Source organism: Martelella alba (assembly GCF_005217455.1).
Taxonomy (GTDB): Bacteria; Pseudomonadota; Gammaproteobacteria; order Enterobacterales; family Enterobacteriaceae; genus Acerihabitans.
Window position 1 is genome coordinate 39,730 of the sequence record NZ_SZPQ01000001.1, and the last position, 20,949, is coordinate 60,678.

A 20,949-nucleotide genomic window follows, 5' to 3' on the forward strand; every position below is an offset into this window, starting at 1 on the left:
CTGAGCATGCATGACGTTAAATAAGCGACGCCGAAAAGCCGGGCGGAATCAGTTTGACTCTTGCTGACCAGTCTGGGCGCGGTGTTTCAGTTCAACGATATTTTCACGGGCGGTGTCTGCCATCGGCGGCCTGATTTTTTGGATGATTACCGTGTTTTCCGCCATCGCTTTATCCAGGACCGCCACGGCCATTGACGAATCGCGGTTTTTGATCGCCATAAAGACTTTAATATGCGCTTCCACGCTTTCCAGAGTGATGCCGAGTGCGCGATTCAGCTCCTCCAGATAGTAGTAGTACATGTTTTTTATTGATTTCATGACGGAATAAAAAATCTTGTTCTTGGATGCCCTGGCAATGGCAAGATGAAAATCAAAATCCGCCTGGCTGTATTTTTTATAGTCTTCTTTATTACTGAGCATGCGATCCAAGGCATTCTCCAACTCGTCGATATTTTCCTGAGTGGCATGGCTGACCGCCAGTTCCATACACTTGAACTCCACTGTCTGGCGGAAAATCATCATGTCGAAAAATTCTTCCTGGCTCAGATGCATGATGGGGTGCCGCTGGGCGTTTAGCGCCTCTTTATCCAGGATGTTCGCGACAAAAGTGCCTTTGCCATGCAATGTCGTGATAACGCCGAAATCCCGTAGTCTTTGCATCGCGCTGCGAATACTGACCCGGCTGACATTAAAGGCTGCCGTCAGGGCCGACTCGGACGGTAGCTTACTGCCTGGCGGCCAGCTCCCCTCCAGGATCCGTTTTTTCATTTGCTCATACACTTCATTAACAACACTCTGTTTTTGGATGGAAGCAATGTTCATTATCATGCTATCTTGTTAGTTGTCATACAACATGCGTTATTTTTATCACGGCATGACGACAAACAAAATCAGCAAGGCATGAAAGTGTGTTCATAGTCACATTTTTAGCGTCTTGATAAAATATGTAATTGATATTACTTTATAAATACCATGCTCGGTCTCGATTAAAAGATCCTTTTTGTGATCGGAACGACAAATCGCAACACGGAATATTGATCTGTCCGAGTCTAGACAGCAAGGTATTATATAGATGACGTCATACAAGATAGTAATTAGTCATCCTTCCTAGTCGTTAACAATTTGAATCAGCATACCGAGAGAGGGTAGCGAAATGACTGCGTTATTTGATTTGTCAGGTAAAACCGCATTGATCACCGGATCCGCCCGAGGATTAGGGTTTGCCTATGCGCAAGGTCTGGCCGCGGCCGGCGCGAAGGTGGTACTGAATGACCTGCGCGTCGATCCGCTTAACGAAGCGGTTGATAAGCTACGTCAACAAGGCTATCAGGCATTGGGCGGCGCATTTGATGTCACCAGTGAATCGGCTGTGGAAGAGGCGTTCGCCCAGTGGGATGCGCAAGGCGTCGAAATCGACATCCTGATCAACAACGCCGGGATTCAATATCGCAAACCCATGGTGGAACTCGAGCTGGATAACTGGCAACGGGTTATCGATACCAATCTCACCAGTGTATTTGTCGTTTCACGCGCAGCGGCCAAACGCATGATCGCGCGTCATCGCGGCGGCAAGATCATTAATATCGGCTCCCTGACCAGCCAGGCGGCACGGCCCACGGTGGCGCCCTACACCGCGGCGAAAGGCGGCATCAAAATGCTGACGCGCTCTATGGCGGCGGAATGGGGCGAATACAATATTCAGGCTAACGCCATCGGTCCGGGCTATATTTTGACGGACATGAATACGGCGCTGATTGCTGACGAACAGTTCGATCGCTGGGTGAAGAGTTCCAACCCTTCCAAGCGTTGGGGCAAACCCGAGGAGTTGATCGGTACCGCCGTGTATCTGGCTTCTTCGGCGTCCGACTATGTCAATGGCCAGTTGATCTATGTAGACGGCGGCTGGCTGGCGGTTTTATAAAAATGTCTGTGCGGGATTTTCAAAATGAAAGCGACTAAACAACGTTTTTTCATACTGTCACTGATCTTCATTGTGACCGCCATAAACTATATGGACAGGGCTAATTTAGCGGTAGCCGGCGGCAGCATCCAACAGGATCTTGCCCTTGACTCGGCGCAATTGGGGTTGTTGTTTTCCATGTTTACCTGGACTTATGCCGCCTGTCAGATTCCAGCCGGTTACCTGTTGGATAAATTCGGCGTGAGAATGTTATATGGTTCGGCGATATTTATCTGGAGCCTGTTCACCGTTACGCTGGGCATTGCCTCGCATAAGATTTTCAATACGACCTCCGCCGCGTTTTTGCTGCTGATCATTTGTCGGGCGTTAATCGGCGCCGCTGAAGCCCCTTCATTCCTAGCTAATACCAAGATCATCTCTTCATGGTTCCCAGATCATGAACGCGGGCGTGCCACCACCGTGTATTTTAGTGCGCAATACCTTGGATTGGCATTTCTTACCCCGGTATTGTCTTTCCTGGTGGCGAATTATGGCTGGGGTATGTCATTCTATATCTCGGGCGCTATCGGCATCATTTTCGGCATTTATTGGTTAATGGCTTATCGGGATCCGCAGCATGCTGAAAAAGCAAACCAGGCCGAGCTGGAACTGATTCGCGTGGGGGGCGGGTATGGCTCGGAAAGCCATGCAAATAAAACACCAGAGATCAAATGGGGCGATATTCTCTTTTTCCTGAAAAAGAAAACAGTATGGGGATTGTTTATCACACAATTCGCCTGTTCCTCCACTCTCTACTTTTTCTTGACCTGGTTTATCGTCTATCTGGAAAAAGGCCTGCATCTCACCATATCCAAAGCGGGTATCTGGGCCATGCTGCCGTTTATCATGGCGATGGCGGGAGCGTTGCTAAGCGGTTTCATCAGCGATATGTTGTTGAAAAAAGGTAAATCACAGACATTTTCCCGCAAATTTCCAGTGGTATTGGGGTTAATTGCCACCATGTCCATCGGGCTGGTCAACTATTTTGAACAAAGCCCGGCCATTGCCATCGCGATTCTGTCCTTCGCTTTCTTCGCCAATACCTTTTCTAATCTTGGTTGGGTTGTGTGGACCGACGTCATCCCCCACGACTATATTGGTACTACCGGTGGTATGCTTAATTTATGTGGTAATCTTTCCGGTATCGTCAGCCCCATCGTGATCGGCGTATTGCTGCAACGTACCCAAAATTTCCATGCGGCCATTGATTATATCGTTTTAGTGGCGTTACTTGGCGCGTTGTCTTATTTATTACTGGTGGGCAAAATTGAAAAAATTGGGTTGCCTGAAAATAATAATACGCTCAATTCCGTCGATAACAGCAAGCCCTTTCCCAAGGTCCAGTAAACCGTAAAATTCCTTTGGAACAAAACAGAGGTTGTCAGATCATGAGTGTAACAAATGCATTAACATGCAAGGCATGTTTTGCCCATGGTGCAAAGGATGTCCGCTGGGAAGATCGCGAAATACATTTTACCGACAAGGATGTATTGGTGAAAGTGGCGAGCGGGGGCATTTGCGGATCCGATATTCATTATTACCTGCACGGCCGTGCCGGGATGTCTATTTTAAAACAGCCGATGGTGCTTGGGCATGAATTTGTCGGCGTGGTCGAATCGGCGCCGGCAGGCTCATCCCTGCGGGTGGGACAGCGTGTGGCGATAAACCCCTCGCAACCCTGCAATCATTGCGAGCAATGCCTGTCCGGGCGGCAAAATCTTTGCGCCTCCATGCGCTTTATGGGCAGCGCGCAATTCAATCCGCATGTCGACGGCGGTTTTTCGCAATATGTCGTGGCGTCCGAACAACAATGCATTCCCTATAATGCGGCGGTGCCCGCGCCGGTCATGGCCTTTTCAGAGCCGCTGTCGGTGGCGATACATGCCGTTAATGTCGCGGGTACGTTGGTGGGTAAAAAGGTTTTGGTTATCGGCGCCGGTCCCATTGGCTGTCTGATCATCGCCGCCGCGCGCAGCGCCGGGGCGGGGGAAATTGTCGCCTCTGATGTCAGCGCCCGTTGCCTTGATTTGGCGAAGGCGATGGGCGCCGAGGCGGCATTCAATCCAGCCGAGCCGGGTGGGGGGGATATTTACCGGAAAAACCGCGGCTATTTCGACGTGACCTTTGAGGTGTCGGGCAATGCCGCGGCCATTGCCTCCACCGTGGACTATACCCGGCCGGCCGGCAAAGTGGTGCAGGTGGGTATGGGAAGCGCGACGGCCGATTTCCCGATCATGCCTATGCTGGTGAAGGAAATTACCCTGACGGGATCATTTCGTTTTATCGGTGAATTCGCCACCGCGGTAAAATGGCTGGAAGATGGACGTATAGACCCGACCCCGCTGATTAGCGCGACGTTTGCGCCGGACAATCTTGAAAAGGCGCTCATTACCGCGGCCGACAAAACCCAATCAGCCAAAGTTCTGATGGCATTTTGACCGGGTTATCATCCGGCGGCGCCTGCACGGGCCGCCATCATCGTTTCGCCATGGGAAGAATTGAGGTACGGACTGTCGTCGCGCGCCTGCGACCGTGCGGCGGGCGCGGTCCTAACGGGGGGCGTTTTCGTTTGCCAGGGGCGTTTTTAAAGCATCCATATTGATCACGTTTTCCATCATGGCGTCTTTCATTACCTGGATCGCGGTTTCCGCGTCCTTGTTCTTGATGGACATGAACACCTTGATGTGCGCCTCAATGCTTTCCAACGAGATCCCCAGTGTTCGGCTTATCTCTTCCAGATAATAGCAATACATCTCTTTCAGAGCGCTTAACGCATTGAAAAACGCCAAATTATGAGAGGCCTGCGCTATCGCCAAATGAAATTCGTAGTCGGCGAGGGAGTATTTCTTGTAATCGTCTTTATTGACCAGCATACGGTTTAGCGCCGCTTCCATTCTGGCGATGTCCGCATCGGCGGCATGCTCCACCGCCAGTGAGATGCATTTGAACTCCACTGTTTGCCGGAAAACCATCATGTCGTGAAACTCTTCATGACTCAGATGCACTATCGGTCGTTGCTCTTGCAGCAAGCTTTGATGATTGAGCCCCTCGCTGACGAAACTGCCCCGGCCGTGCTGGGTAATAACGATGCCCATATCGCGCAAGCGCTGCACGGCGCTGCGGATACTGACCCGACTGACATTGAAGGAGCGGGTCAGTTCGGCTTCCGAGGGCAGCTTGGACCCTGGATGCCACGTCCCGTCCAGAATCTTGAGTTTCATTTGCTCATAGATTTCGTTGACCACATTGTGTTTTTTTATGGATTCAATGCTCATGATATTTGTCGGGAAATTTGTCTTACTCAAGGATTGCCTGCACGCTGAAGCGTTCAAGACCGTATTGTCCGCTCAGTAACCGGGACCAGGGAATACCACCGGAAAAGATGCCGCTTGAGGTATGACAAGTATATAACATGGCGGGAACCTGTTGTGAAGAACGTCCCTGGTGGTATCAGCTGACCAGGCCATCGGGGAAGGCGATAAGATAACGCGTGGCCGGATGATTTATGCGCTATAGCCGTTACGCGCTATAGCGCTTTGATGAAAATCCGTTTGTTGTCCTGACGTTGACGCATTAATACGGATGGCCGATATTCACCACTGTGCTAACGGTATCACCGAAAAAGGTCAGCCGGCTTAGCACCACTGCGGCCAAGGCGATAAGGGCCGTGACGGCCGTCGCTTTATCTCGCCGGAAGGATACCAGGTATGCCGCGATAAAGCACAATAGGCTGCCCCAGAAAAACAGCGATGTCCCCCAGCTCAGGGCGGTCATCTGCATGATGACGCCGCCGCTGCGCCAGACCAGCGGCGCGACGATCATCGCCAGGAGGAACAATAAAATGCCTTGCCGCATAATGGGCGCGCAGGATGTTTTATCGAGCAGGGGAAGGCAGGCCGCGCCCATGACCCAGGCGGTCAGGAAATAAAACACCATGGGTAGGCCGTTGGCGATGGCAACCATCGCCGGCGCGGCATAGGTCATGCCCTGTACAATCAGTAAAACGACCCCAAACAGCGCGGCGGCCAGCACCGCGGTCTTATTCCCGCGAGTGAGAAACGCCGCGGCGATGGCGACGGCGAATGCGCCGGCGGCCACAATCTCCCGACTCAACCAGGCGTGTTGGAGATTAATCAGCGCGTTATACCCCTGCAAGGGATAAGACAGGTGGAATGTGGCGCCAAACAACGACAGCAGCAAAAGGATGCCGATGGTAAGCCAGGCTTTACGCTGATCGACATAAATACCCCGCAATCGCCGCCAGGCCACGAATATCGCCATGCCCGCCGCGGTCTGGCTGAGCGAGGTGAAGATCACCAAAGGAAGTTGATAGTCTTCCATAATCAGTCTCCTATCTGCTGAGGCAGGCGCGGCATAATGAAACGGGTGCCGGGATTCAGTTCGGGCATGCGCGGATAGCCTGGCGGATATTGCACCGCATTGGCCGGTATATCCTGTTTATCGAGATCGACCAGGCTGAGCGCGCCAACCGGACAGGCTTCGACACAGGCCGGCAATAAGCCGATATCCAGCCGTTCGTAACACATGCTGCATTTTTCCGCTTTGCGGGTTTCCTCGTTATAGCGCGGCGCGCCATAAGGGCAACAGCGGATGCAGTTCTTACAGCCGATACACCGCTCGGGGTCATGGACCACGACGCCGTCCGCTCTGATGCTATAGGCTTCCACCGGACAGGCGGCCAGACAGGCCGGATGTTCGCAGTGGTTGCACGCCAGGGAATAAAACGCCCTTTCCTCGTAGGGATAGATCGCGGCGTCAAGGGGATAGACATAGCGCCAGAACATCTCCGGCTCAAGCTGATTGAAGCTTTTGCACGCCATGGCGCAACCCCGGCAGCCTATGCATTTATTGCTATCGACTAAAAATGCGCGTCTCATGCTTCAACTCCTTCCCTGGCGACCGGCGTCCGGGTAATTTCGATATCGACGAATTGGCTATGGATGGCCGAACCCGGCGCCCCGGTTTTCATTTTCCCCATGTCCGACGGGGTGTCATCCACCACATTTTGTACATTGAAGGCGCTTTTCGGGAACCAGGCCTCATACATGACCAGAAAATCCTCCGGCACGTTGACGGTGAGTTGTGCCCGGACCACGACCTCGCCCAGGGAATTGAAGACCCGCACCCAGTCCTTATCGGCGATGCCTTTTTTGTGCGCCGCGGCGGGATGGATATACACGAACGGTTCGGGGTAAAACACCCGCGTCCAGTCCAGGTTGATAAACTGCGAATGGATGCCGAACAGAACATGCGGCGTGAATAAATGGAACGGCAGGTGCTTTTCCCGACCCGGTTTGTACTCGGGCAGCGCCGTAAACCCGTGTTCCCGGCATAAATCCGATTTGAACTCATATTTGCCGGAGGGGGTCTTGAATTTGTGATCATACCAGGCGGCGCTATTGCCCAGTTTGGCTTTGACCGGCCCGTTGAGGAGTTCCTCCCAGGACGTGATACCGAACATTTTGTAAATGCCGTCATTGAATTCTTTACCGACCCATTCCCTGCTGTCCACATTTTCAGGGAAGGTGCATGATCCGGGCTCCAGTTTGTTCATGGCACGGGAAAGCGCCGCGGCGATTTCCAGATCGGTTTTGCTCTCGTGCATGGGTTTAATGGCCGGCTGATTGATGGACAGCCAGTAATGCCAGTAAGAAACCGAAATGTTCCATTCCTCAAGCAAGGTCGTGACCGGCAGAACAATATCCGCCTGTTCCACCGTCTTGTTGAAAAACTGATCCACGCAGACCACCATTTCCAGTTTCTTGAAGGCCCGCAACATCTTGTTGTGATCGAAATCCTGGGAGAACGGATTTTTGCAGGACACCCACAGCATACGGATCGGCGGGTCGTTGGCATCCAGGATTCCCTGGGCGGTTTGATTGATATTCAAGCTACGGTCGGTGTATTGCGCCGCGCTTTTGTCGGCGGAAACGAACTCGCCTTTCGGCCCCTGCTCGCCGATGTACCCCACTGAGCCGGCGGGGGGTTTTTGCGTCATGGCGGCATAATTGAACCCCCAGGTCTGCAAATGCCCATAACGGGCGCCGCCGCCTTCCAGACCGATATTGCCGGTCATGGCGACGAAGGCGTCGATGGCGCGGACATTGGCCCCGCCGTTAATGTGCCGCTGCATGCCATAGCCAATCCAAATGGTCGCCGGCTTGACCGCGGCGAATTCCTCCGTCAATTGCCGGATGGTCTGCGCCGGCAATCCGCATTGTTCTGCGGCCCATTCGACGGTGATGTTGTCGCGAAGATATTGGGCGAACTCGGCAAAACCGTAGGCGTATTGTGTGACGAAGGTGTCATCCGTTAAACCTTTGTCCAACAGGTGGCGCGCCATGCCGAGCGCCAACGCGCCATCAGAGGCGGGCCGTACCCGCAGATACCAATCCGCCTTGGCCGCGGTCTGGGTAAACAAAGGATCGATGACCACCACCTTGGCGCCCTGTTCCCGCGCCTGGTAGAGGTATTTCATGGAGTGGATCGAGCACCAGGCCGGGTTGGCGCCCCAAATGATGATATATTTGGCTTTAACCAGATCTTCCGGGTCATTGCACCACATGTCGCCCATATCATAGCTCTGGGCGTCAATGCCGGCGGGCCAGCAGGGCGTACCGACGAAACGGGTGGTATAGCCCAGCGAGCTCATCATGCCCTCCACGCCATAGTTCATAATGCCCAGATTGCCGGAATATTTGGTCAAGGCCAGCCCGAGCAGGGATCCGTCTTTTTTCTTGATCTCCATTATCTTGGCGGCGATTCGGTTCATCGCCTCATCCCAGGAGATGCGCCGCCATTTGCCTGTTCCGCGGCCGTCTTGGATCATGGGATATTTGATCCGATCGGGGCTGTAAGCCCGACGCGGGTAGGTTAAGCCTTTTACGCAGGGCATACCGTGGGTAAAGGTGGATTCCCCGGCGCCCTCCACATAAGTCACCATCCCGTCTTTGACATAGGTTTTCAGGCTGCACGTGTCAAAGCAATTGCGTGGACAGGCATTACGGTAGATCGCATAATTTTTCGGGTTGTAGGGGATGGGCGGTTGCGCGCCCGCCCGCCGGGGAACTAGGAAACCGCCCGGCAGCGCCAGTACCGCGCCGGCGGCGACAATTTTTTTGATAAACAAGCGTCTATCGGGGAATTCGGGACTATCGCTTCTCATGCTATTCTCCGTTGCGCATCGACGAACCACAGTGACAAGATCCTGGAGACGGCCGATAACGAGGGGGTACGCGCGTGTTGTTCGACGCGCGTGGTAAAGAGGGGGAGCCAATGACGCATATGTTCGCCCACCAGCCAGGCCAGCGTTTCCGCATAAACGGGTTGTTGCGGGGCAAGCTTGGCCAGCAGCAGGCTAAGTTCGATTTCGTAGGAAACATGATCATCCGGTACCCGGTTTTCCAGGGAAACGGCCAGGCCAAGTCCATGAAGGAGTTGGCGAATTTCCCCTGTGCTTTTTCCCATCAGTTGAGGTTCGGCCTCAAGGTAAACTGAGGCATACGGCGGCGCCGGCAATGCTTGCGGTCCGATGAACAGGCGATTGAATTCGTACTCGTTCTCTTGCCAATCGGTCTTAGACAGCGGTAGCGCACTATGCTGTGTTTCGCCGCGATAAGTCTCCGTCAGTGTTAATAATTGGTTTAGCGTTTCCCGACGCGGAGACATAAAGAAGTCTCGTAATAAAAAACCGATCGCTTCCCAACAGGGGAATATGTCATCGTCATGAACTGCAGTTTCATTTTCCACGGCGGATACGTCTCTGGTATTCATTGGCATAAGTTATGTTTTTGTAAAAAATAAACGAAAATATCTTTAAAATAACCTTATAATATTAATGGTTTTATTTCTTTGATCCAGTGCTCAATTTCAACACATTGAGTTATCATATTAATGATTTTGCGAAAGCGCCGCTTATTATCGTGCAGGATAGCGTGGCAGGAAAACCCTAATGCAAACTGGCAACGGGGGAATTCAACATACTGATAACAGGCTTTTCGTTATATAGATATATTTATAACGATAATCACCAAAACCGTTTTTTTATTTGATATGCTCTACCGCGGAAATAACCACCGCCACCCGCTTTTTCTCAAGGACGGTTCCCATCCCCCGCAGGGGATGGGTATTCGATGTGGGGATTCGTCGCGCCAGGCCCGTCCTAGACCAGCGTCAATTTGGGCCAACGGGTTAAAAATTTTTTTTCTTCTACCCGTGCCAAAAACATGGCATAGGTGACTAATTCGGCATTCCAGCGTAGTCGCAGATTAAACAGGTCGTTCAGGCCGAAAGGCGCGACGATGAGTAAATCATCCTCGTCGGTGAGCCGGACGCCTATGGCGGTGGCGGTTTCCGGCCAGGTGGCGATGCCGGCTTCGCTGGAAGCGAACTTTCGCAGCGGTATGCCGTGGTGTTTTTCATACCATAGGTGTACCCGGGCCTGGTTGGTGACATCCCAGGACAGCCCCGGCGTCAGTGCATGTAAACGTCGCTCAAGGCCGCGATCGTCATCGTGTTCCGTCCGCTGATCGGAAAAATAGACTAAGTCTATATCATGGCATGAGACGGCCGTGGCGTAGCCGTGCAGCTTGTCCCAGACGGTATCGCGTATTGCGCCGGCGCCGATATACCAATCGGGCAAAGCGCAACTTCTGGCCAGTCGCAACGTTGCCATTAGCCAATCTGTCGAGCGGATGAGGGTAATCAGTCTTTGCTCCAGGCCATCGCGGGCGGTGCGCATGCCAGCCCTCCTCTCAGCCATGAAATGTTCGATAATGTAGGGTAAACGCATCGGGGGATAAGATAAAGTCGGCGGCAATTTTAATGCTGCTGACCCTCTTTTAATTTTTTTTGGCTGCGTCGGCGCGCGGGAAAATATTAAGCACAGGTTGGGGTGAATATGTCAATCTGCGAAGGCTTGGCCAGTATTTTGTCCATAATAAAGAATTGGTAGAAACGGTCGACCATGATAAATTGATGAAGGTTTATGGTGCCAAATTTATATAAAGCATTACGTTTGTGTCTACTAACGGTCCGGTGGTCAATATGGTATGACTGCGCTATCTGGGTAATGGAATAACCGCGGGTTAACCAGGCCATGATTTCGGTTTCCATACGCGTGAGGCGGTTTTTAAGATGAATTGCCGGATGAGCGCCTGGCGGGTTCGGAACGGACGCGTTTTTCCATAACCAGGCCGTCAACGCCTGTTGAACATGATCAAAGGAACTCTCATAGCAAAGACAGGTAAAATTACCCGGCAAGTCCAGGTTGTGCACTAAAAATGCCGAGTAACGGTCGTAGAGCAACAACACGCCTTGGGTTTCGTGCTCTAAAAGACGCGCGGCTTTTTCGGCGCCAATACTGTAGATGCTGATTTGAATGATGGACAGTTGATTTTCCACTGTTCGCCAGGGTTGCCATGGTTCTGAAACCTCCAACCGGATATTGAACCGGTGCGACAGGAAATTTTCAATGTAGGCGAAAAGATAGTTATTATCGATATTCGCAAATATTTTTTCGATATTCATATAAGCGCCGCCCGCTTGCCGCCGAAAAGCGGCTTAATGATGTAGCGTACCGTTCGCCAATATCATGGCAGTTCTAAAAGGTTATTGAAAACTAACAAGTTAATCTAACCAGGTAAAACTATATATCTCCTATTTATCATAGGTGTTGATAATAATTCATACCGCAGCGGTAAGCCGGCAGAATCCGCCATGCCAATGGTCCGTCGCGCGCCTGGGGCAATCTGACAAAGCGTTAGCATGCAATGGTCGAAGTACGGCGCCGGGTATTTACCTTAGCCGCTGTCGGTGGCGGATATCTTTCTGGCGGCTTTTTTTTCAGGCGGCCCGGGTTGGCGCCAGAGGTGTATTTTGCAATATTCGCACATTAGGTACACGACAAGTTTCCATTATGGGAGCATAGTAGCTAATGGGATGTTATCTCTGTGTAAACGGGATGGCATGACCAGATGATGCGGCTTTATACCCTAAAATAGTTCAAGTTGCATCCACGAAGTATGACGGGGATATGCGCTGAAAAGAGTGCGATGGCCGTTCCGGACCAGACCGGGACGGCGCCCAGACCGGAATGTTTTTGATGTCCGGCCATTTCACGGAGTAGAAAAAAATGGCATACGCAACAACCAATCCTTACACCGGTGAGATTCTCAAAACCTTCCCAGACGCCACCAATGCAGAGGTCAAGCATGCATTGGAACAGGGGCATGCCGCTTTTGCGCTATGGAAAAATCGGCCGGTTGCCGAACGCGTGGCGATTTTGCAAAAAGCCGCTGATTTGCTGCGCCGCGATCACACCCGATACGCCAAGCTTCTGACGCTGGAAATGGGGAAATTATTGAGCGAAGCCGAAGCCGAGGTCGAACTGTCGGCGGCGATATTTGAATATTATGTCGCCAATGCCGAGAAACAGCTGGCGCCCGAGAAACTCCCTTCGAAAGATCCGGCCGTCACCGAGGCGATGCTGGTGCACGAGCCGCTCGGAATCATTTTGGCTATCGAGCCGTGGAATTTCCCCTACTATCAAATTGCCCGCATCATTGCTCCGCAACTGGCGGCAGGGAATGTGGTGGTGCTCAAGCATGCCTCCAATGTGCCGCAATGCGCCGAGGCTTTCGAAAAGTTGATGCTTGAAGCCGGTCTGCCGGCCGGCGGTTTCAAAAATCTCTTCGCCACGCGCGGCCAGTTGGAAAACATCATTAACGATCCCCGTGTTCATGGCGTGGCGCTGACCGGCTCGGAGGACGCGGGCGCCGTCGTCGCGGCGCAGGCGGGGAAAGCGCTGAAAAAATCCACCATGGAGCTGGGCGGCGCCGATGCTTTTATCGTGCTGGGGGATGCCGAGCTCGACAAAGCGGTCAAATGGGCGGTGTTTGGCCGACACTGGAACGCCGGACAGGTATGCTGTTCTTCCAAGCGCATCATCGTGGTGGACGCCATCTATGATGACTTCATCAAACGCTACAAGGAAGGCGTGGCGGCGCTGAAGGCGGGCGATCCGATGGACTCCGCCACCACGCTGGCGCCGCTGTCTTCCCAGAAGGCGGCCGACGATGTCCGCCAGCAGGTGAAGGAGGCGCGCGCCCATGGCGCCACCGTGACGGTTATCGGCGCGGAGGTGCCGAAAGAAGGGGCATTTGTCCAGCCGGTTATGCTGACCGGATTGACGCCGGAAAACCCGGCTTACTACCAGGAATTTTTCGGTCCGGTATCGCTGATCTTTAAGGCGAAAGATGAGGAGGAAGCCATTGCCATCGCCAATGATTCCCCCTTTGGCTTGGGTGGATCGGTCTTTACCCGGGATATCGCCCACGGTATGGAGGTCGCGAAAAAGGTTTCCACCGGTATGGTCTACATCAACCATCCCACCGCGGTAAAAGCCGATTTGCCCTTCGGCGGCCTGCGCCGTTCCGGTTACGGCCGTGAATTGATCGATCTCGGCCTGAAAGAGTTCGTTAACCATAAACTGATTGGCGTGACTGATATCGACGGGGGATTCTGATCCCACGGCAACGCCGGCGTGTCAGGCTATCCGCGCCGGCGATAAAAACTACCGGAGTTAATGGTTTTCAAATTATCAAACTTATTTTGCTGTCCAGGGCAATAAATAACGCTTTAAGGGTATCGTTAATGCGAGGCCCCAAAAAGGGTGTGCAATATCAATATATTATTCAGTTTCCCAGAAGTGCTTTATCTAAAAGGCTTGGATTGACCTCCGGTTGATGAATTTTATGCTTATACTCTGAATATCTCGAGTTGCATCGCGGTCAACAAAGAGGCAACGTTAAGTATGACGGGTATACATGATGAATAGGGATATCACCATGAATGTGTCCAATAAGGGTTCAGCCATAGCAAGTCATGGCAGCGGCGCCTCATTCAACAGCGCGTCGCAAAACTGGCGGGGTGGGGGGTATGGTGGTCAGGCTAATGGTTTGGTGGCCAATTCCTCGCCGGGAATGAGCGCATCGTGCGCCACGGGAATAGGTATCGGCGCAATTGGCGGCGTCATCAGCGGTGTGTCCGGCGGCCCTGGCGGCATGGCGAGGGGAGCCCTGGGCGGCGCTATCGCTGGGATGGGTAACTGCTTTGGCGCGGAGTCAAATGCGAATGGCGCTTCGCGCGTGGCGAAATGAATGCGCAATTTAAAAACAGACTAAATAGTCATAGAATAAACGCGCGTATTGATTCGTTATCCTTTAAACGGCCTGCGGGTGATTAGGAAAGCAAAGGATTTTATGTCATTGGGTTTGCAACGGCAGAAATTCGATTATTAAAATCAATGTCTTCATGTTCATTTTAGTCTTTATCCTGATGAGCCTCTTTATTATGCCAACCTTTTATCATGTTGGTATAATTTCCTATTTCCCTATCAGCCTGCCATTATGGGTTTCCCAAGTTTTGATTATCCTCACTCTGCCTTTGGGACTGACGAGGATTGTACTGACAGTGGGGTTAATACTTAAACGGGCAATTTTAAAATACCAGGAGTACAAAGTGTCCCATCGAAAAGAAAAATAAAGAAAAATGATTTTGACCCAAGCAGGGACTCCCAATAATGCAAGTGGCATTGCTTCAACACAGAGGCGGCCTGAAGGTTAGCGAGTATAAACTGACGGGAACAACGTTGTCCCTTGCCAAATGACTTGCTAATCTGAGCTATCGTTTACGCGCCGGAGGCTTGCCTGCGGTGCCGCCACAGGTATTCATTCACAGGTTACACCATGCCGTCTTCACACGCCTGCGCTGCGGAGTCCTTGTTGCAGCACCGTTCTTTTGCGGCGTTCTGGCTGGCCCGCACCTTTTCCGGGTTTGGTTTCCAGATGCTGTTTATTGCCGTCAGTTGGCAAATTTATAGTCTGACCGGTCGGGCGCTGGATCTCGGTCTGATCGGCCTGGCGCAGTTCCTGCCTTCCGTGTTGCTGGCGTTGCCGGCCGGCCATCTGGCTGATCAGTTTGATCGCCGGCGCATCGCGCTGTTCGGTCAAATGGTCGAGTGGCTGGCCATCGCCGCGCTGGCGGCATTGACCGTTACGCATCATATCCATGAATACAGTATTCTTGGCCTGGTGTTTATGATTGCCGTGGCCAAAGCGTTGGAATCCCCAGCCATGCAATCCATGATCCCCACGTTGGTGCCGCCGTCGATACTGGCGCGCGCCACCGCGGCCAATGCCTCGTCCAGTGGGGCGGCAACCCTGGTCGGCCCGGCGCTGGGCGGTTTTTTATATGTGATCGGTCCCGGCGCGGTGTACTTGTCCGCCAGCATATTATCGTTGTCGTCGCTGCTATTGATCAGTCGGCTGCGCTACGAACAGGCGCCGGTCCCCCGCGTGCCCGCCACGTTCGCGACATTGTTTGCCGGCGTGCGCTTTATCCGGGCCAGGCCCGATGTGCTCGGTGTCATTTCACTGGATTTGTTCGCCGTGTTGCTGGGGGGCGCCACGGCCTTATTGCCGATTTTCGCCCGGGATATCCTGCATACCGGGCCATGGGGATTGGGATTGCTGCGTGCCGCGCCATCGGCCGGCGCCTTGTTGATGGGCTTCTGGCTAAGCCATCGCGCGTTGCAACGGCGCGTGGGGATGACCATGTTCGCGGCGGTAGCCGGCTTTGGCGCCGCCACGTTGGTTTTCGCCTTGTCCGGCCGGTTATGGTTGTCGCTGCTGGCGCTGTTTGCGTTGGGCGCGTTCGATATGATAAGCATGGTGATACGCCAATCCCTGGTGCAATTGGATACCCCCGACGACATGCGCGGACGGGTTAACGCGGTGAATTCAATATTCGTTAATACCTCCAATCAGTTGGGGGAATTCGAATCGGGTATGCTTGCCGCCTGGCTGGGCGCGGTGCCGGCCGCGGCGCTGGGCGGCATCGGCACGCTCTTGGTGGTGGGGCTGTGGATGCGGTGGTTTCCGGGTTTGCGGCGCCGGCAAGGTTTACAGAACGAATCGGCAGTGGATGCGGCGGAAACGGGCTAGACGGCGTTGCGGCGGCGGCGTGGGAACCGCCGCCGTTGCGATTCCCGAGGTCTGACAATGGACCGTAAAGCCAGCGGAGCGAAGAATTTCTTGTGGAAAAAAGCTTGCCAACACTCGGCCGCTGGTACATAATGCTGTCCGTCCAATAACGGGATATACGCAAAAAGCTCCATTTAATCAAAGAATTAGACAAGAAATTTCGGATTTTTCCTCTTGTTTTGGATTTTATGGCGGCTTGACAAATTCGTATTGTATCGGTCGGCGCTTATTTTGCCGGTCGTTATTGGATAGTGCTTTTCAGATGCGGGAATAGCTCAGTGGTAGAGCACAACCTTGCCAAGGTTGGGGTCGCGAGTTCGAGCCTCGTTTCCCGCTCCAATTTATGATCTACAGACATCCGCTGACGTCTGTAAGTCGTTGAAAAAAGGACCTTCGGGTCCTTTTTTCGTTCCAGCGAGGTCTACTGGAATCCACCCACATCCGGGACTTTTTAGTCCATTTTTTAGTCCATAAATACGGGTGTGCGGTTTCGCTTTTTTACGGGTGAAGGTCGAACGGCTGGACATCAATCCGGCATCTGATTTGGATGTGGTCGCGGTTCCACCGCCGCCCGTTGTTCACGATCCCGTCCTGCGCATGTCTGAACTGCCCGTCCTCCTGCATAGCGTTCGTCCGGGGCGAGAGCCGGCACCGCAAATCGACTTGGCAACGAAGGGGCAATTCGCCCTGAATCAACAGGCCGAGCGGGATAAGGGGGTCACCGGCAGGTATTCATACGTCATAAGACCACCGGCAACCAGCGGCAGCGAGCCGAGTATGCCCTTGGCTTTATCAAGGGTGGCGAAATTCATCAGGAAGATGGGCCCTTTATTATCACGGTACCAGAATTGATCAACCTTGCCGTCGAGATAAAGTTTGAGCGTTGCCGGCACTTCATCCGGCAAATGCCTTTTGATCTCATCGCGGGCGGCGGTTGAGGGGACATCGGCGATAGCGAACACTTTCATTGGCGGTCTCTTAACGTTCAAGGTGGGTCATTGGGGCCGCGTAATCCTGTTTTGCAACGTGCGTAACCGGTTAAGCAAACCGAAGGGAGCGATTAAAAGCCCAATCGGTTCTATGCCTGCCAGGCTGACGGCCGCGCCCGGCCCGCAATGCGAGCGACATCTGCATTGGCCCGAAATAGTTCACTGCCATTTCAAGGCGGGCAGTGGCCAGATCCACCGCCGTCAGCGGGCCGGAAAAGCTCGCGACACCGACGTAAAGCCTGGCAACGCCACGATTAAGCAATTCATTGACAAATGCGCGACCGATGCTGCCATTAGCGCTGGTCAAAAGAACGGTTGAACCTTGGACTTTCATGCTATTGACACCTGAGTGGCTTGGCCCCGTCGCACCGCGCTAAGGGGGATTATCATCGCGTCGTCTCTACTTCGGCCGGTTCAAGGCCAGAGTCATGGAAGCGTGCGATCCGGCGGTTTGCTTGGCGCATGCTCTGTTCTTGCCGGTTGTCTTTGGCTTTCTGATTTCATTTGAGAGCTTGCGCGGGATGCCAATGGCAACGGCGGGTAGCCAGCATGGTCCAACGCCAATTCCCCGCCAGGATAGAAACGGGTATCTTTATCCCAAAAAAAACCGGAAAGCCCTATCTGTGAAGAGCGAAGACTTGGCTTTGCGCTCAGTCATTCTTTGCGTCAATGCCAAAAAATAGTTTACCGTGGCAATAAAATGAAGGAATTCGTTTATCATATACAATAAAATAAAAGGTTTTAATTAATGATGCCGTATTGATCATGAATTAATAGGTCTGTGAAAAGCGCTAGGTAATATATCATCGACAGTGTTCAGGTTGTCTCTCTGTTAGCCGCGCTCGCTCGCTGCTGCGATGTCATTAGACGTATTTAGTCTATAAATACAGAATAGGGGGGTAAAGCGCAATTTTTCTAAGTTTTTCGATTGTGCCGGGTTCCGTGATGGCAATAAATTCCAATTTTCAAAAAGGGCTGGCCGCCAGGCATAATACTCTGTGATCAAGATAACAAAATTCTTAATCAGAGAATCAGTATTATACAAAAACACCATCATTATTTTAGTATAAATATCAGAGGGTAACGTAAGTGGCCTATCATAAAACCGCGCGCTGTATCACCGATAACAACCAGACCGTCGACGATATCTCTGCCGTTGCAACGATAGGCGGCAATGCTGGACGGACTTGCCTGGGCAATGTGCCGTTGAATTAGAGTGTCAGGTTTTATTGAGACCATTATCCGTCATGAACCTGGCGTTTTCTCCTGACAACAAGGATTAAATTATGTCAATGCTCGCCGCAAACAGGTCCGCTTATATACGGATGAGTACGTGCTTGTTTCTGTATTATTTTTCCTGGTCGATAAGTTGGTCGTTTTTGGCTATTTGGTTAGGTGATAAGATCGGTTTTACCAGTACCCAGATAGGGTATACTTTATCGGTTAATGCCCTCTTTGCCCTGGCGATAAAGCCGGTATTCGGCGTCATCATGGACAAGCTAGGTCTCAAAAAAACGCTTTTAATGGGGGTGGCCGTCCTCTCCGCATTGGCCGCTCCCTTCTTTATTTATGTTTATCAGGTATTATTATTAAGCCATAGGGTTGTGGGGATTATCGCCGGCGGTCTTTACCTGGGTGTCGCTTATTTGGCCGGTGTGTTGGTATTTGAGTCCTACTCTGATCGTTATGCTCGCGCTTATAATTTTGAATTTGGTCGCGTGCGGATGTGGGGGTCCCTTGGTTGGGCCATTGCTTCAATATTTTCCGGCCAGCTTTTCAACATCAACCCACATATCAATTTCGCCATAACCTCGTGTGCGGCGGTGTTAGTGCTATTGACACTGGCGACTCTGAAAACCAGCGGCGAAGGTATCAACTGGCAGGCTGTCAATGCGGCTAAAAAAGAAAAAGTGAATAGAAAGGATATCAAACTGCTATTTCAGTACGCCAGTTTTTGGGTGCTAATGCTGTTTTATGGCGGCATCATCTGGATGATGCAAAGCGCTGAGCAACAGTTTCCACGCTTCTTCGTTACTTTTTTCGCCACGCATCAGAGCGGTAATGCCGTGTTGGGATATCTGGGGTTCGTCCAATCCGCCTTTGAATTCGTGCTGATGTTTTCTATTCCGTTTCTGATAAATCGTATCGGCGCGCGAAACGGCTTGTTGCTGGCGGGGTTCGTTATAGGCTTAAGGCTTGTGCTTTCCGGATTGGCGACGGATTCATGGATGATTGTGATTATCAAACCGTTTTATGGATTGGAAATGGCACTGCTGCTCGTCTCCATTTTTAAGTTCCTGGCTGAGAATTTCGACAAGCGTTTAACTGGAACCCTATATATGGTATTGGGATGCTTCAATTACCTGGGCATTACCGCCATCAACCCGCTGGCCGGTTATTTTTATGATAAACACGGCTTTGCCATGACCTATCTGGTCATGGGGATCATCGCCTGGCTGATTACCCTGATAGGTATCAAGGTCCTGGGCAAGCAGGCCAAAATAATAGGTGTGAGGGCCGATGATGATGAATTGAATCCGATGGCGGGTAAACGTTAGCCCACCCATAGCAGCGCATTCCTGAAGGACCGGACGGTTTACACTCTCCGCTTAACGCCGTCATGGTCCATTCCCCTGACTGACATTTCCTGGTAACTTATGTGACTCTTGTCACATAATCGCGATTTGATGTGATTGCGGCCGGGATGGATGGAGGAGAGGCTATGCCTGTTGCATTACTGGCCCTGGCGCTTAGCGCCTTTGCCATCGGTACCACTGAATTCGTTATCATGGGGCTGTTGCCGGAGGTGGCCGATAGCTTACGGGTAACCCTACCTTCCGCGGGCTGGCTTATCAGCGGATACGCGCTGGGCGTGGCCATCGGCGCCCCGATTATGGCGTTGCTGACCGCGAAATTGCCGCGTAAGCGCACATTGGTTTTGTTGATGGGTATCTTTATCGTCGGCAATACGCTGTGCGCTCTGGCTTACAGCTACCCGATGCTGATGCTGGCGCGGGTGGTGACGGCGCTGTGCCACGGGGCTTTTTTCGGTATCGGCTCGGTGGTGGCGGCCAGCCTCGTCGCGCCCAACCGCCAGGCTTCGGCGGTGGCCTTGATGTTTACCGGACTGACGCTGGCCAACGTCCTGGGGGTGCCGCTTGGGACCTGGCTCGGCCAAATGCTGGGCTGGCGTTCAACCTTTTGGGCGGTCGCCGTTATTGGCGTTTTGGCGTTCGCCGCGCTGATCATCAGCCTGCCGACCAATCGACAGGAAAAACCCGTGCATCTTGCCAGCGAAGTCACGGCGCTGGCCAACGGCACGCTGTGGCTGTCGCTGTTAATGACGGTGTTCTTCGCCGCCGCGATGTTCACGCTCTTCAGTTACATCGCCCCGCTGCTGTTACAGGTAACCGGCGTTGATGAACATGGCGTCAGTCTGACATTGTTCCTGATGGGCATTGGGCTGACGGTGGGGAACGTTGTCGGCGGCAGGTTGGCCGACTGGAAAGTCTCGTTCAGCCTGCTGTTGAGTTTCGCGCTGATAGCGCTGTTTTCCCTGGCCCTACGTTGGACCAGTCACGGCTTGTGGCCGGCGGAGGTCACATTGTTTTTGTGGGCGATGGCCACGTTCGCCACTGTCCCGGCCCTACAGATCAATGTGGTGCGTCACGGCCAGGATTCACCCAATCTGGTCTCCACGCTGAACATTTCCGCGTTTAATGTCGGCAACGCGCTGGGCGCCTGGATTGGCGGCGATGTGATCGACCGGGGCTTCGGCCTGATAAGCGTTCCGCTGGCGGCGGCTTTGCTGGCGGTGGCGGGGTTTTTTGTCGTGCTGCTGACATTCGGCGGGCTGCGCGGACAACGGAAACGGCGCGGACCTGACGCGCGTTGCGAGGCATAGCGGGTCGGGTCGGTATTCAGAGTAGACAGGTGT

The 20,949-nt window shown here is 52.8% G+C and carries 20 protein-coding genes and 1 tRNA gene; 11 read left to right on the forward strand and 10 right to left on the reverse strand.

Annotated features, from left to right (window positions below):
• Positions 1–48 precede the first annotated feature (48 nt).
• On the reverse strand, positions 49–828 hold the full coding sequence (locus tag FCN80_RS00195) for a FadR/GntR family transcriptional regulator (protein ID WP_306767818.1): 780 nt from the start codon (positions 826–828) through the stop codon (positions 49–51).
• Positions 829–1,153: 325 nt separating this feature from the next.
• Here FCN80_RS00195 and FCN80_RS00200 point away from each other — a divergent pair, with 325 nt between their 5' ends.
• The 3 genes from FCN80_RS00200 to idnD are packed head-to-tail and all read left to right on the forward strand — an operon-like array spanning position 1,154 to position 4,398.
• Positions 1,154–1,921 (forward strand): SDR family oxidoreductase, encoded by a 768-nt coding sequence (locus tag FCN80_RS00200; protein WP_136987814.1) that lies wholly within the window; start codon positions 1,154–1,156, stop codon positions 1,919–1,921.
• A 24-nt stretch (positions 1,922–1,945) separates the two neighbouring features.
• On the forward strand, positions 1,946–3,307 hold the full coding sequence (locus tag FCN80_RS00205; RefSeq protein ID WP_136987815.1) for an MFS transporter: 1,362 nt from the start codon (positions 1,946–1,948) through the stop codon (positions 3,305–3,307).
• Positions 3,308–3,348: 41 nt separating this feature from the next.
• On the forward strand, positions 3,349–4,398 hold the full coding sequence (idnD, locus tag FCN80_RS00210; protein WP_136987816.1) for an L-idonate 5-dehydrogenase: 1,050 nt from the start codon (positions 3,349–3,351) through the stop codon (positions 4,396–4,398).
• Positions 4,399–4,509: 111 nt separating this feature from the next.
• Here the strand turns inward: idnD and FCN80_RS00215 are convergent, their stop codons facing one another.
• From FCN80_RS00215 to FCN80_RS00245, 7 genes are all read right to left on the reverse strand, one after another.
• Positions 4,510–5,235: a FadR/GntR family transcriptional regulator gene (locus FCN80_RS00215; RefSeq protein ID WP_136987817.1), complete on the reverse strand. Its 726-nt coding sequence runs from the start codon at positions 5,233–5,235 to the stop codon at positions 4,510–4,512.
• Positions 5,236–5,533: 298 nt separating this feature from the next.
• Entirely contained in the window at positions 5,534–6,301 is a 768-nt protein-coding gene (locus FCN80_RS00220; protein WP_136987818.1) for a DmsC/YnfH family molybdoenzyme membrane anchor subunit, read from the reverse strand.
• 2 nt (positions 6,302–6,303) lie between these two features.
• Entirely contained in the window at positions 6,304–6,858 is a 555-nt protein-coding gene (locus FCN80_RS00225) for a 4Fe-4S dicluster domain-containing protein (RefSeq protein ID WP_136987819.1), read from the reverse strand.
• On the reverse strand, positions 6,855–9,146 hold the full coding sequence (locus tag FCN80_RS00230) for a molybdopterin-dependent oxidoreductase (RefSeq protein ID WP_136987820.1): 2,292 nt from the start codon (positions 9,144–9,146) through the stop codon (positions 6,855–6,857). The genes FCN80_RS00225 and FCN80_RS00230 overlap by 4 nt, the downstream gene beginning before the upstream one ends.
• Positions 9,143–9,649, reverse strand: a complete 507-nt coding sequence (locus tag FCN80_RS00235; RefSeq protein WP_170975282.1) for a TorD/DmsD family molecular chaperone — start codon at positions 9,647–9,649, stop codon at positions 9,143–9,145. The genes FCN80_RS00230 and FCN80_RS00235 overlap by 4 nt, the downstream gene beginning before the upstream one ends.
• 493 nt (positions 9,650–10,142) lie before the next feature.
• Positions 10,143–10,721: a nucleotidyltransferase family protein gene (locus tag FCN80_RS00240; RefSeq protein ID WP_170975283.1), complete on the reverse strand. Its 579-nt coding sequence runs from the start codon at positions 10,719–10,721 to the stop codon at positions 10,143–10,145.
• 137 nt (positions 10,722–10,858) lie between these two features.
• Positions 10,859–11,509 carry a helix-turn-helix transcriptional regulator gene (locus tag FCN80_RS00245; protein ID WP_136987823.1) on the reverse strand — a complete coding sequence of 217 codons (651 nt, stop codon included), beginning with the start codon at positions 11,507–11,509 and terminating at the stop codon, positions 10,859–10,861.
• 604 nt (positions 11,510–12,113) lie between these two features.
• Between FCN80_RS00245 and FCN80_RS00250 the strand changes: the two genes are divergently transcribed.
• From FCN80_RS00250 to FCN80_RS00265, 4 genes are all read left to right on the forward strand, one after another.
• Positions 12,114–13,505, forward strand: a complete 1,392-nt coding sequence (locus FCN80_RS00250) for an NAD-dependent succinate-semialdehyde dehydrogenase (protein WP_136987824.1) — start codon at positions 12,114–12,116, stop codon at positions 13,503–13,505.
• 322 nt (positions 13,506–13,827) lie between these two features.
• A complete protein-coding gene (locus FCN80_RS00255; protein ID WP_136987825.1) occupies positions 13,828–14,139 on the forward strand; it encodes a hypothetical protein in 312 nt (103 codons plus the stop codon).
• A 588-nt stretch (positions 14,140–14,727) separates the two neighbouring features.
• Entirely contained in the window at positions 14,728–15,984 is a 1,257-nt protein-coding gene (locus tag FCN80_RS00260; protein ID WP_136987826.1) for an MFS transporter, read from the forward strand.
• Between the two features lie 303 nt (positions 15,985–16,287).
• Positions 16,288–16,362: transfer RNA gene (locus FCN80_RS00265), tRNA-Gly, on the forward strand.
• Positions 16,363–16,715: 353 nt separating this feature from the next.
• Here FCN80_RS00265 and FCN80_RS00275 read toward each other — a convergent pair.
• Entirely contained in the window at positions 16,716–16,991 is a 276-nt protein-coding gene (locus tag FCN80_RS00275) for a hypothetical protein (RefSeq protein ID WP_230492447.1), read from the reverse strand.
• A gap of 70 nt (positions 16,992–17,061) precedes the next feature.
• Positions 17,062–17,346 (reverse strand): Rossmann-fold NAD(P)-binding domain-containing protein, encoded by a 285-nt coding sequence (locus FCN80_RS00280; RefSeq protein WP_136987827.1) that lies wholly within the window; start codon positions 17,344–17,346, stop codon positions 17,062–17,064.
• Positions 17,347–17,440: 94 nt separating this feature from the next.
• On the opposite strand from FCN80_RS00280, the gene FCN80_RS00285 reads away from it, so the two are divergent.
• From FCN80_RS00285 to FCN80_RS00295, 4 genes are all read left to right on the forward strand, one after another.
• Positions 17,441–17,695 carry a hypothetical protein gene (locus tag FCN80_RS00285; RefSeq protein ID WP_136987828.1) on the forward strand — a complete coding sequence of 85 codons (255 nt, stop codon included), beginning with the start codon at positions 17,441–17,443 and terminating at the stop codon, positions 17,693–17,695.
• Positions 17,696–18,101: 406 nt separating this feature from the next.
• Positions 18,102–18,227, forward strand: a complete 126-nt coding sequence (locus FCN80_RS27165; RefSeq protein ID WP_306767819.1) for a hypothetical protein — start codon at positions 18,102–18,104, stop codon at positions 18,225–18,227.
• Positions 18,228–18,298: 71 nt separating this feature from the next.
• Complete coding sequence (locus FCN80_RS00290; protein WP_136987829.1) at positions 18,299–19,570, forward strand: oligosaccharide MFS transporter; 1,272 nt, start codon at positions 18,299–18,301, stop codon at positions 19,568–19,570.
• Between the two features lie 164 nt (positions 19,571–19,734).
• On the forward strand, positions 19,735–20,916 hold the full coding sequence (locus FCN80_RS00295; RefSeq protein ID WP_136987830.1) for an MFS transporter: 1,182 nt from the start codon (positions 19,735–19,737) through the stop codon (positions 20,914–20,916).
• The last annotated feature ends 33 nt before the right edge of the window (positions 20,917–20,949 follow it).

What these genes read in the sequence shown, in the direction of transcription:
- FCN80_RS00195 (WP_306767818.1), bottom strand. Translation starts at nt 828, where the DNA reads ATGATAATGAACATTGCTTCCATCCAAAAACAGAGTGTTGTTAATGAA.
- FCN80_RS00220 (WP_136987818.1), bottom strand. Translation starts at nt 6,301, where the DNA reads ATGGAAGACTATCAACTTCCTTTGGTGATCTTCACCTCGCTCAGCCAG.
- FCN80_RS00235 (WP_170975282.1), bottom strand. Translation starts at nt 9,649, where the DNA reads ATGTCTCCGCGTCGGGAAACGCTAAACCAATTATTAACACTGACGGAG.
- FCN80_RS00295 (WP_136987830.1), top strand. Translation starts at nt 19,735, where the DNA reads ATGCCTGTTGCATTACTGGCCCTGGCGCTTAGCGCCTTTGCCATCGGT.
- FCN80_RS00255 (WP_136987825.1), top strand. Translation starts at nt 13,828, where the DNA reads ATGAATGTGTCCAATAAGGGTTCAGCCATAGCAAGTCATGGCAGCGGC.
- FCN80_RS00245 (WP_136987823.1), bottom strand. Translation starts at nt 11,509, where the DNA reads ATGAATATCGAAAAAATATTTGCGAATATCGATAATAACTATCTTTTC.
- FCN80_RS00240 (WP_170975283.1), bottom strand. Translation starts at nt 10,721, where the DNA reads ATGCGCACCGCCCGCGATGGCCTGGAGCAAAGACTGATTACCCTCATC.
- FCN80_RS00225 (WP_136987819.1), bottom strand. Translation starts at nt 6,858, where the DNA reads ATGAGACGCGCATTTTTAGTCGATAGCAATAAATGCATAGGCTGCCGG.
- FCN80_RS00230 (WP_136987820.1), bottom strand. Translation starts at nt 9,146, where the DNA reads ATGAGAAGCGATAGTCCCGAATTCCCCGATAGACGCTTGTTTATCAAA.
- FCN80_RS00215 (WP_136987817.1), bottom strand. Translation starts at nt 5,235, where the DNA reads ATGAGCATTGAATCCATAAAAAAACACAATGTGGTCAACGAAATCTAT.
- FCN80_RS00280 (WP_136987827.1), bottom strand. Translation starts at nt 17,346, where the DNA reads ATGAAAGTCCAAGGTTCAACCGTTCTTTTGACCAGCGCTAATGGCAGC.
- FCN80_RS00290 (WP_136987829.1), top strand. Translation starts at nt 18,299, where the DNA reads ATGTCAATGCTCGCCGCAAACAGGTCCGCTTATATACGGATGAGTACG.
- FCN80_RS00260 (WP_136987826.1), top strand. Translation starts at nt 14,728, where the DNA reads ATGCCGTCTTCACACGCCTGCGCTGCGGAGTCCTTGTTGCAGCACCGT.
- FCN80_RS00205 (WP_136987815.1), top strand. Translation starts at nt 1,946, where the DNA reads ATGAAAGCGACTAAACAACGTTTTTTCATACTGTCACTGATCTTCATT.
- FCN80_RS00250 (WP_136987824.1), top strand. Translation starts at nt 12,114, where the DNA reads ATGGCATACGCAACAACCAATCCTTACACCGGTGAGATTCTCAAAACC.
- FCN80_RS00275 (WP_230492447.1), bottom strand. Translation starts at nt 16,991, where the DNA reads ATGAAAGTGTTCGCTATCGCCGATGTCCCCTCAACCGCCGCCCGCGAT.
- FCN80_RS00285 (WP_136987828.1), top strand. Translation starts at nt 17,441, where the DNA reads ATGGAAGCGTGCGATCCGGCGGTTTGCTTGGCGCATGCTCTGTTCTTG.
- idnD (WP_136987816.1), top strand. Translation starts at nt 3,349, where the DNA reads ATGAGTGTAACAAATGCATTAACATGCAAGGCATGTTTTGCCCATGGT.
- FCN80_RS00200 (WP_136987814.1), top strand. Translation starts at nt 1,154, where the DNA reads ATGACTGCGTTATTTGATTTGTCAGGTAAAACCGCATTGATCACCGGA.